General features: G+C 55.0%; 11 protein-coding genes. 7 read left to right on the top strand and 4 right to left on the bottom strand.

Annotated features, from left to right (window positions below; translation table 11 throughout):
• Positions 1 to 51: 51 nt before the first annotated feature.
• The 7 genes from APA10_RS08605 (at position 52) to acuI (ending at position 7,388) form a co-directional block, all read left to right on the top strand.
• Positions 52 to 600 carry a type IV secretion system protein VirB8 gene (locus APA10_RS08605; RefSeq protein WP_080587129.1) on the top strand — a complete coding sequence of 183 codons (549 nt, stop codon included), beginning with the start codon at positions 52 to 54 and terminating at the stop codon, positions 598 to 600.
• Positions 600 to 1,517 (top strand): TrbG/VirB9 family P-type conjugative transfer protein, encoded by a 918-nt coding sequence (locus APA10_RS08610; RefSeq protein ID WP_198911722.1) that lies wholly within the window; start codon positions 600 to 602, stop codon positions 1,515 to 1,517. Before APA10_RS08605 ends, APA10_RS08610 begins: the two co-directional genes overlap by 1 nt.
• A complete protein-coding gene (gene virB10 / locus APA10_RS08615; protein ID WP_035367500.1) occupies positions 1,514 to 2,644 on the top strand; it encodes a type IV secretion system protein VirB10 in 1,131 nt (376 codons plus the stop codon). Before APA10_RS08610 ends, virB10 begins: the two co-directional genes overlap by 4 nt.
• The gene (gene virB11 / locus APA10_RS08620; RefSeq protein WP_035367501.1) at positions 2,634 to 3,677 is read left to right on the top strand and encodes a P-type DNA transfer ATPase VirB11; all 1,044 of its coding nucleotides are present in this window, start codon (positions 2,634 to 2,636) and stop codon (positions 3,675 to 3,677) included. The genes virB10 and virB11 overlap by 11 nt, the downstream gene beginning before the upstream one ends.
• Positions 3,678 to 3,687: 10 nt before the next feature.
• A complete protein-coding gene (locus APA10_RS08625; protein ID WP_035367503.1) occupies positions 3,688 to 5,511 on the top strand; it encodes a type IV secretory system conjugative DNA transfer family protein in 1,824 nt (607 codons plus the stop codon).
• Between the two features lie 194 nt (positions 5,512 to 5,705).
• Entirely contained in the window at positions 5,706 to 6,338 is a 633-nt protein-coding gene (gene acuR, locus APA10_RS08630) for an acrylate utilization transcriptional regulator AcuR (protein ID WP_035367504.1), read from the top strand.
• A 57-nt stretch (positions 6,339 to 6,395) separates the two neighbouring features.
• Positions 6,396 to 7,388 carry an acrylyl-CoA reductase (NADPH) gene (gene acuI, locus APA10_RS08635; protein WP_010512215.1) on the top strand — a complete coding sequence of 331 codons (993 nt, stop codon included), beginning with the start codon at positions 6,396 to 6,398 and terminating at the stop codon, positions 7,386 to 7,388.
• A 31-nt stretch (positions 7,389 to 7,419) separates the two neighbouring features.
• Here acuI and APA10_RS08640 read toward each other — a convergent pair whose 3' ends face one another.
• From APA10_RS08640 to APA10_RS08650, 4 genes are all read right to left on the bottom strand, one after another.
• Positions 7,420 to 7,725, bottom strand: coding sequence for an ArsR/SmtB family transcription factor (locus APA10_RS08640; RefSeq protein ID WP_010512214.1), 306 nt, complete (start codon positions 7,723 to 7,725; stop codon positions 7,420 to 7,422).
• A 118-nt stretch (positions 7,726 to 7,843) separates the two neighbouring features.
• Positions 7,844 to 8,968 carry an alkene reductase gene (locus APA10_RS08645; protein ID WP_035367506.1) on the bottom strand — a complete coding sequence of 375 codons (1,125 nt, stop codon included), beginning with the start codon at positions 8,966 to 8,968 and terminating at the stop codon, positions 7,844 to 7,846.
• 68 nt (positions 8,969 to 9,036) lie between these two features.
• Positions 9,037 to 9,174, bottom strand: a complete 138-nt coding sequence (locus APA10_RS15155) for a hypothetical protein (RefSeq protein WP_010512211.1) — start codon at positions 9,172 to 9,174, stop codon at positions 9,037 to 9,039.
• 106 nt (positions 9,175 to 9,280) lie between these two features.
• Entirely contained in the window at positions 9,281 to 9,805 is a 525-nt protein-coding gene (locus tag APA10_RS08650; protein ID WP_343204073.1) for an O-methyltransferase, read from the bottom strand.
• Between the last annotated feature and the right edge of the window lie 15 nt (positions 9,806 to 9,820).

The raw sequence follows: 9,820 nt of genomic DNA on the forward strand, positions 1-9,820 counted from the left end.
TTTTTCATAATCTAACCCGATGTACAACCCTTCTGTGAGATTTCCGCGTCGATGATTGCCAACATGGGGCTGGCATGGTCGATCGGAGCATTGCTACCACTTGAAAAATTGGTTCCGATGCCCCTTTGGGTGCGTCCTGATGGGACCGTGGACAGCGAAATATCGATGTCGCGCTTGCCGAAGACGATGGACGAAGCGGTCATCAACTCAGCGGTCTGGCAGTACGTGCGACTGCGTGAGGGTTATACCTACGCAACAGCCCAGTATGCGTATGACACCGTGTCTCTCATGAGTTCGGATCAGGTGCGCGACCAGTATCAAAGCTGGTTCAATTTCCCAAATCCGAAGTCCCCGCAGGTGACTGTCGGTAAGAAAGGCCAGATTGACGTCGAAGAAGTGTCACTGGCGCCAATTGGTAATAGCGTCATTCAGGTGCGTTTTCGACGTACTGTGTCGATGGATGGTCAGCGACCACAAGTTACGACCTGGACGGCAACCGTCCAGATCCTGCGCCTGACCGATCTCCCCGCTAAAGCACGTCTGAATAATCCAGGCGGTGTGATCGTCACGTCCTATCAGTCGTCAGAGGATGGGGTATAATGAAGTATCTCGCTGCTGCCGCATTCCTCGCGGCGACATATTTGTCTGTGATGCCGGCTTTTGGAGAGCAAGACCCGCTACCAAGTCGGCATGATACCAGAATGCGTTATGTCCCGTACGTAGCAGATCAGGTTGTCCACCTATCCACGGCTGTAGGGGCGACGCTCGTTATCGGGTTTGGCGCACATGAAACTGTCGATCGCGTGGCGGTAAGTGATAGCATTCATCTGAAAGCCGCTCCCGCCGGAAATTATCTGTTTTTCAAGGCCACCAATGGTCTGAGCCTTCAGCCGGTTGTCGTTCTCACGCGCAACGACACAGGTCAGGAGCGCAGATATGTTTTTGAAGTCCAGACTGTTACGGGGGCGTCGCTCGCAAACTCAACGGACGGAGTTTACTACAGCGTCCAGTTTACCTACCCGGCGGATGAAGCAGCGGCGCGCCGCGTGGCGGCTCTTGCACGACAAAAACAAGAACAGGCCCAAGCGGAAGCGCGCGCAAAAGTACTAGAACTTCAACTTGCGCATGAACGAATGGAGCGGGAAACAAAAGATCCAAATTTTGGAACAAAAAATTGGAAATACATTGCTAAAGGTGATCGCTCCATCACGCCACTGGAAGTATGGGATAATGGAAATATTACCATCTTCCGGTTCCCGGGGAATGTACGTCTTCCCTCTTTGTTCACCATAAACCCGGATGGCAAGGAAGCTACGGCCAATTATAGCGTGAAGAACGATCCGGCTGGGTGGGGCACGCTGATGATCGCCGACCATTTGGCTCCGGCGTGGCGTCTTCGGGACGGAGATACCGTTTTGTGTGTCTTCAATAAGGCGTTCGATCCGGTCGGCCACAATCCCGGCACAAATACGATCAGCCCGAACGTGGTCCGTACGCTGAAGGAGGCGGCCCAATGAGCGAGAATCAGACCAATGATAGCCCGGTCAATGAGGGTGGCTCTCTCGTATCTGGAAATAACCGCCGCGAACTGACTGCGTGGCAGAAGGTGGGCATTGCGGCGTTGGTTGTAGTGGTACTGCTTGGCTTCATCTGGTTGCGTGCTCTCGACAAAACGAAGAAGCTCAATGAGCAGCAGCCAAACCTGCCTGTAGTGTCTCAGGGACAGAAGCTACATAGCGCACCGCTCACAGCTCCTCCCGCTCCGGCTCTTCCGATGCCCGTGCCACCGCCACCACAGGCGTCCCGTGGGTTCTTCCCGACGCCTCAAGAGCATCACGAGATGACGCCGGCCGAGAGCCCAATTTTTGCTGCTTCCGGTAGCAGTGCGGGCAGTGTCTCGTCGTCTGCTGCGCCAGCCAGTCCACAAGCGGTTGTCGCCAATGGTGGGGAAGCTGCCCATCAGGCAGGACCGCAGGATGATAAATCCCTCGCTGTTCGTCTGAAGCCGACGGTGCTCGACCAGGCTAAAGCACATATGTTGCCGCATCCGGATTTTTTGGTGACGAAGGGCACGATCATTCCGTGCATTCTTCAGACCAAGCTAAACACTCAGCTTGCTGGCTACACAAAATGCGAAATTCCCGTGGACGTGCGGAGCACAACAGGGAACGTGGTCCTTATGGATAAGGGAACGATCGTCACGGGCGAAATGCAGCATGGTTTGATGCGTGGTGAAGATCGGGCATTCGTGATCTGGGACAGGGCGGAGACCCCGGAGCATGGCATCATTGAACTGGACTCACCCGCAACGGGGGAGTTGGGTGAGAGCGGCATAAAGGTGACGGTAAACAATCACTGGTGGGCGCGCTTCAGCAGTGCCATCCTTTTGAGCGTGATCCAAGGTGGCCTGGATGCAGGGGTGGAATTGGCATCGCGGGTTGGTAGCAACAATAGCGGTGCGTATTTCAACTCTTTTCAGTCAAATGGTCAGACTGTCGCAAATACAGCATTGCAGGCTGACATAAATATTCAACCGACAGGCGAAAAAGCACAAGGAAAAACGGTCGCAATATTTGTCGCTCGTGATCTCGATTTTTCTGACATCTATGATCTCAGGCCCACGGTAGGTATCAATGCTCAATGAAGCCGCTGTTCAGCTTCGGTTTCTGATGCAGCCGCTTGCGGGATGGCTCGAAGACCCGACAACGGAAGAGGTCTGCGTCAATAAACCGGGAGAAGTCTTTGTTCGACAGAGGGGTATATTCACTCGGCATCCCCTTCCTTTGACCTTTGCGGATCTCGAAGATATCGCGATCTTGGCGGGTGCTCTGCGCAAGCAGGACGTGGGAGAGCGGCATCCACTGTGCTCTACGGAGCTGCCGAACGGCGAACGTCTGCAAGTGTGCTTGCCCCCGACCGTACCGGCCGGCACGGTAAGTCTGACGATCCGGCGGCCAGGCAGTCATGTCGCCGCTCTTACCGCGGTCACGAAGCGATATGACATCTCGCGCTGGAACCGCTGGGACAAGCGGACCGAAGCCGAACAGCGACGGCATGAAGAGGTTTTGAAATGTTATGATGACGGAAATCTGGAAGCCTTTCTGACGGCATGCGTCCGCAACAAGTTGACCATCCTGCTATGCGGAGCGACAGGGTCCGGCAAGACAACCATGTCTAGGACGCTGATCTCGGCGATCCCCTTGGGTGAGAGACTGATAACCATAGAAGACTCTCTGGAATTGATAGTTCCACATCCTAACCATGTGCGGCTGCTGTATTCCAAAGGGAGCACAGGGATAAATACGGTTGGGCCGAGCGATCTACTGGAAGCGTCTTTGCGTATGCGTCCAGACCGTATTCTGCCGCAAGAGTTGAGGGAAGGCGTTGCGGCCTGGACCTATCTTAATGAGGTTGTCTCAGGGCATCCGGGCTCAATTTCCACCATTCACGGCGCCAATCCCGTGCAGGCATTTAAGAAATTATTTGCCCTTATCAAAGGTTCACCTCAAGGCGCGGCTCTGGAAGACAAGACCCTTGTTGAAATGCTCTCGGCTGCGATTGATGTGATCGTGCCGTTTGAGACGATGGGCGCGGTATATTCCATCGGAGAAGTATGGCTGGCTGCTGATGCGCGTCGGCGGAATGAAACCGTGGCGGACCTACTGTCAAAATACTGAGGGTGTCGATATGGCGTTTGAAACCAAGTCGATTGTCCTGACTTCAAGGATTGTTTTCAGTGTAGCGATAGTTTTGGTGTCGTGGACTGTCGTTGCATCAGTCGTATTCTTAAAAGGAACGGGTTTGTTGGGCTCGTTCGCGCATCCATTTTATCAATGGTGGTTATATTTTCTTTACGGCCGAGATAACCCGGTCGTTGTGCTGTGGCTCAAGATCGGCGCGGGTGCGGGCAGCATTGTGGTGGTGTTGATACTGCTGGCAGTGGCTTTGCGGCGTGGTGCAATTGGTCCGTCGCTTCGGCGTTCCATCTTCAGTCGAAGGCAGCCGCCGATCCGTGGCGTGACTGAGAATCACGGCTATGCCGACTGGATGACGATGAAGCAGGCCAGGAAGCTCTTTCCGTGCCCTTCTCCGGACTACGGGGGGGTGGTTGTTGGTGAAGCATACCGTGTCGATGAAGATCCGCGCGCAAAAATGCCTTTTCATCCTAAAGATCCAAAGACTTGGGGACAGGGCGGGCGGGCTCCACTGCTTATAGACCCCTGCGAAACGGGGTCGACCCATAGCCTCGTTTTTGCCGGACCGGGATCGTTCAAATCAACATCGGCAGTCACCACACTGACGACATGGACAGGATCAGCAGTGGTCCTTGATCCAAGCACGGAATTGGGTCCAATGCTCCGGCCGTTCCGTTCCAGGACGCTGGAGCATCAGGTTTATGAACTGCGGCTCGGTGGAGATATCGGGTTTAATGTTCTCGACTGGATCGACATTCATTCTCCCGAAGCTATTACAAATATACAGGATGTCGTGTCATGGATCTGTCGAGAGAGTAGTTCAAAAAAAGACAATAATAATGAGTTTTTTGATAAGCAGGGCCGAAACCTTGTGACGTGTTTATTGGCGCACATGATGTTTGATCCGGATCTACCAGACGAAGAAAAGACGTTGCGGACGCTGAGAAGCGGGGTTTGCACGCCGCAGGAAGAAATGAGGAATCTGCTCAGCACGATTCATGCGAACAGCCCGTGCGCCTATGCGAGCCAAATAGCCGGTGCGCTTAAAGGACTGGTCGATGAAACATTTTCGGGTGTGTACGGCAACGCCGATGACAAGACATCTTGGCTCAGTAATCCCGCCTTTGCTGACCTCGTGTCCGGAGACAGTTTTCGGTCGTCCGATCTTATCGACGGTAAGACGGATATTTTCGTCCAGTTGCCCTTGCGAGCCTTGGAAAACACACCGGAAATCGGCCGCACAATCATTGGAGCCTTGCTGAACGCTGTTTATGAGGCGGATGGTCATATCCAGAATCGTGTCCTTTTCCTGCTGGATGAGGTTGCCCGTCTTGGGCGGATGCGAATCATGGCAACAGCGCGGGATGCTGGTCGGAAATATGGCATCACTCTGAGGCTGCTTTACCAGTCGGTCGGCCAGCTTGAAGAACAATGGGGGCGCGAGGGAAAGCGCGCATGGTACGAGGCGGCTGCACATCGGACATATGTTGCGATCTCTGACCTCGATACGGCCAAGGAACTGGAAGAAACCTTTGGTCAATATGGCGTCATGGCGACATCCGAGGGCAGCAACTCCGGCACGTCCGGAAAGGGGTGGGAAGCCAGTAACCGCTCACGCGGTGCGAACTCCAGCTACCATGAAATCAGTCGTCCGCTGATCCGTCGGGAAGAGTTGCTGAATGACACTAGGGTGGATGAAGCGTTTGTGGTGGTTCGGGGTGGCCGCCCATTGCGCTGTGGAATGCCGATCTATTTCCGACGGCCCGAAATCAGGGAAAAAATTGCAGCCAATCGGTTCAATAAGCTTCCTACCTGAGCGTTGCGGAGCGCTCTGACACAGTTGAGGCTGCTTCGCTTTATGATTGCGAAATGCTGGCCTCAACAGCGAGAGGGATGAAGTTGGGTTGCCAAGGGCATGGGGAGGTAAGTGCTTCGTCGCCAGGATCAACTATCAGTGCGTTGGTGACTCTCCGTTTGAATTATATAGATGTTCGGTCTAATTAAATCAGTATGAATCCTGCCACTCCTTCCCGTCGTCGCGGACGTCCACCGAAGGCAACGGCCGGATTCAACGAGACGCGCGCATCACTGGTGCGGGCTGGCTTGGTAGCGCTGACAGAGAAAGGTTTTTCCGCAACCGGTCTCGACGAGGTGCTAAAGGTGGTCGGGGTACCTAAAGGCTCGTTCTATTACTATTTTGAAAGCAAGGAGGCTTTTGGCGCCGAACTGATTGATCACTATGGTCATTATTTCGCACGCAAGCTGGATCGGTTCTTTGCCGATGATGGCCTCTCGCCGTTGGATCGGCTGAAAGCTTTCATGGTCGATGCAGAGGCAGCAATGGAGCGCTTTGCGTTTTCGCGCGGCTGTCTTGTTGGCAATCTGGGGCAGGAGATGGGTGCGCTTCCAGAAGCCTTTCGTCAGAAACTGAGTGATATTTTTGCAGACTGGCAACGGTGCACGGCCCTGTGTTTGCGCGCAGCGCAGGCAGCAGGTGAGATCCGCAACCATCATGATGCCGATCATCTTGCCGCGTTTTTTTGGATCGGCTGGGAAGGAGCAGTTCTCCGCGCCAAGCTCGAACGCAACAGTACCCCACTTAGAACCTTCGCAGAGGGATTTCTTGCGATGCTCCGCACCTGATCCCTTTTTTTCGGCAACACTAGACGATCGGTCTAATTATAAAGGAGGCACGGCACTATGAGCACATTTCGGGCGATCGTGATCGAGAAAAACGACACGAGTCAGATCGTTGGACTGAAAGATTTCAGCGAGGCGGATTTGATGGACGGAGACGTCACGTTTCGAGTGACGCATTCCACGGTCAACTATAAGGATGGCCTGGCTCTGACAGGCAAGGCTCCGGTCGTCCGGCGCTTTCCCATGATCCCGGGCATTGATGGTGCTGGCGTAGTTGAAGCATCAGGTCATCCGGATTTCCGCGTCGGCGACCAAGTCATCCTGAACGGCTGGGGAACGGGTGAAACACATCTCGGTTCTTATGCCGAGAAAAGCCGTGTCAAAGGGGATTGGCTCGTACCCTTGCCTGCCGGGCTGACGCCAGCCGAGGCTATGGCGATCGGCACTGCGGGCTACACTGCAATGCTCAGCGTTCTGGCGCTGGAAAAGCATGGATTGCAGCCATCTGATGGGCCGGTAATCGTCACAGGTGCTGCTGGCGGCGTGGGTTCAGTCGCGATTGCCCTGTTGGCGAAGGCTGGCTGGCACGTCATCGCTTCGACCGGGCGGGCAGAGGAAGCAGATTATCTCAGGAGCCTCGGAGCGGCCGAAATCATTGATCGTAACGAACTTTCCGGCCCCATGCGTCCGCTCGGCAAGGAACGGTGGATCGCGGGCATCGATGCTGTGGGCTCACATACGCTCGCTAATGTGCTGTCGATGACCCGATACGGCGGTGCAGTTACGGCTTGTGGCTTGGCGCAGGGAATGGACCTGCCTGCATCGGTAGCACCGTTCATCCTGCGCGGCGTCTCGCTGCTTGGTATTGATTCGGTAATGTGTCCGAAGCCGCGTCGCCTTGAAGCCTGGGCGCGTCTTGCAACGGATCTCGATCGCGAGAAATTAGGCGAGATCACCGCGACGATCCATCTTGAGGACGTCATCACAGCCGGCCAAGATATCATTGCCGGAAAAGTGCGGGGCCGACTGGTTGTCGAGATTCAGAAAAGTTGAAAGGAGATGGAGCGGCGATTGCGATCGCCGCTCAAATCAGATCCTGCAACTGTTTCAGGAATTCCGCGATGTTCGCCTCATCGCGCTTGTAATAGGTCCAGGGGCCTATGCGCTGCGACGTGACGAGCTTGGCGCGTTGTAGTGCTGTCAGATACAGCGAAATGGTCGACTGAGACAGGCCGGCCCGCTCCTGTATGATGCTCACGCAGACACCTACCTGCTCAGGATCGACTTCCTGTTCAGGGTAATTCTTGCGAGGGTCCTTGAGCTTCGCCAAGATTGCCAGTCGGGCGGGGTTGTCCAAGGCCTTCAGTGCGTCGTTGATATCGATGCTCATGATCCTCCATATAGCGAGAAATGCCAATATAGCAATATCTCGTTTCCTTTGGGATGGACCTAATTACGCTGGAAGTGTCAGAAGCCGTGTCCAGATGTCTGGACACGGCCTGAAATCCCTAACGCTGATAGGTGGGATAGTCAGTATATCCTTTGTCGGTGCCGCCATACATGGTCGTAGGATCTACTGGATTGAGCGGCCAACCATGAGCGATGCGTTCCGGCAAATCGGGGTTTGCGATGAAGGGACGCCCGAAGGCAATCAGATCGCCCCAGCCTGCCTTGACCACGCGCACGCCACGCTCGGGAGTGTACCTGCCAGCATAGAGAACCCGGCCGCTGAAGTTTTTCCGTACGTCCGCACGGAAGGATTCAGGCAGTTCCGGCGCGTTATCCCAATCCGCCTCGGCAATCGAGACGTAAGCGACCCCAACTTTTTCGAGAACCTTTATGGCCTCAATGTAGGTCGTGTGGGGGTCTTCCTCGACAAGACCAAGATAGACGCGGTCCTCGTTGGTGGAAGCGAACAGGGGAGAAAAGCGGACTCCCATTCGCTCTTTACCGACGACATCGGCAACCGCCTGTGTCACTTCGGCCAGGAATCTCAGTCGGTTTTCCAGTGAGCCGCCATATTCATCCTCGCGCTGGTTGGTGTGGGTAGAGATGAACTGGTTTATCAGATAGCCGTTGGCGCTGTGGATCTCCACGCCGTCAAAGCCCGCATCAAGAGCATTGCGCGCTGCTTTGGCATAGAGCTGGACGAGTTCCTTGACCTCTGCGGTGGTCAGGGCGCGTGGTGCGGACGGTAGTGTGAGAGCACCCTGGCCCGGGCCGGTTTCAACGAACACTTTGACATTTTCGGCCGGGATCGCCGATGGCGCGACCGGAGCGGCTCCACCAGGCTGGAGGGAGGTGTGAGATACGCGCCCCACATGCCATAATTGCAAGAAGATGGTTCCTCCCTCGGCGTGAACGGCATCGGTGATCTTGCGCCAGCCCTCTACCTGTTCGGGACTGTAGATGCCGGGTGTCCACGCATATCCCTGTCCGCGCGGTTCGATCTGTGTCCCCTCGGTCACCATGAACCCTGCACTGGAGCGTTGGCGGTAGTAGGTCGCCATCAGATCATTGGGGATGTTTCCCGGCTGGGAGCTGCGAGAACGTGTGAGCGGGGGGAGAACGATCCGATTTCTGAGGGTATACGGACCCAGGGTCAGACTGTCGAAGAGAACCGAGTTTTGCATTTTGCTAGTCCTAGATATTTAGAAACATCAATATATGAGAGCGTGAAAGGCCTCATATCCACTCGGGATCAGAACAGTCCGGCAGAAGCCTCGTTGAGCCGGCTGCGGGCATCAAGCGCTAATTTTTGGGTTTTGCGTTCAATGCCTGACCTTTTGTAACCACCGAGGCGCTCGGCGTCGGTATCGAGCTGATTGGCAAACTTCACCGGGCGTCTCCTTCTGTGGGTGAGTGACACTGCCAAACATAACTACACATCGAGATATGTCAATACCTAGGTTTCAAGATTTAATCTGGCTACTCTCCGTGTGCCATCACCCGACCCTGACAGCGAACCCGTTGCCTCGGCCTTCGTCCAGCGGCAGCGTCTGGGACAAATATCCATTCGCCGGGTTGTTCAGGTAAGCGATGTAGTCTGGATCAAACGCATTTTCGCCGAAGATCGCTGCGCCGGGTGCCAGCCGGGGTTCGATCAGTTTCAGAACTGGCAGATAGAGCGAGAACGCACCGTCGAGTAGAAGAAGATCAACCGGTCCATCAATATCGCGGAGCGTTTCAAGCGCATCGCCTTCACGAATATCCACCAGATCAGCTAAGCCTGCTGCATCAAGATTTGCCCGCGCCTGTGCCACCTTGGTGCGTTCCATTTCGCTACCGATCAACTGCCCGCCACCATTATCACGAAGGGCCGTGGCCAGATAAATGGTCGAGATTCCCATCGACGTGCCGAATTCTACGACCCGACGGGCTTTGCAGGCTCGTGTCATCATGTAGAGAAACTGACCGTAGCGCGGCGAGACGGTAATCCCCCCATTTTTAGTGGGGCATTGAATGAGAATTCAGGCAGCTGTTTT

It is taken from the genome of Acetobacter pasteurianus subsp. pasteurianus LMG 1262 = NBRC 106471 (assembly GCF_000285275.1).
In the GTDB taxonomy this organism is placed as follows: Bacteria; Pseudomonadota; Alphaproteobacteria; order Acetobacterales; family Acetobacteraceae; genus Acetobacter; species Acetobacter pasteurianus.

Bases quoted from the DNA above. Each gene is read 5' to 3' on its own strand.
- APA10_RS08605 (WP_080587129.1), top strand. From the start codon at position 52: ATGATTGCCAACATGGGGCTGGCATGGTCGATCGGAGCATTGCTACCA.
- APA10_RS08610 (WP_198911722.1), top strand. From the start codon at position 600: ATGAAGTATCTCGCTGCTGCCGCATTCCTCGCGGCGACATATTTGTCT.
- virB10 (WP_035367500.1), top strand. From the start codon at position 1,514: ATGAGCGAGAATCAGACCAATGATAGCCCGGTCAATGAGGGTGGCTCT.
- virB11 (WP_035367501.1), top strand. From the start codon at position 2,634: ATGCTCAATGAAGCCGCTGTTCAGCTTCGGTTTCTGATGCAGCCGCTT.
- APA10_RS08625 (WP_035367503.1), top strand. From the start codon at position 3,688: ATGGCGTTTGAAACCAAGTCGATTGTCCTGACTTCAAGGATTGTTTTC.
- acuR (WP_035367504.1), top strand. From the start codon at position 5,706: ATGAATCCTGCCACTCCTTCCCGTCGTCGCGGACGTCCACCGAAGGCA.
- acuI (WP_010512215.1), top strand. From the start codon at position 6,396: ATGAGCACATTTCGGGCGATCGTGATCGAGAAAAACGACACGAGTCAG.
- APA10_RS08640 (WP_010512214.1), bottom strand. From the start codon at position 7,725: ATGAGCATCGATATCAACGACGCACTGAAGGCCTTGGACAACCCCGCC.
- APA10_RS08645 (WP_035367506.1), bottom strand. From the start codon at position 8,968: ATGCAAAACTCGGTTCTCTTCGACAGTCTGACCCTGGGTCCGTATACC.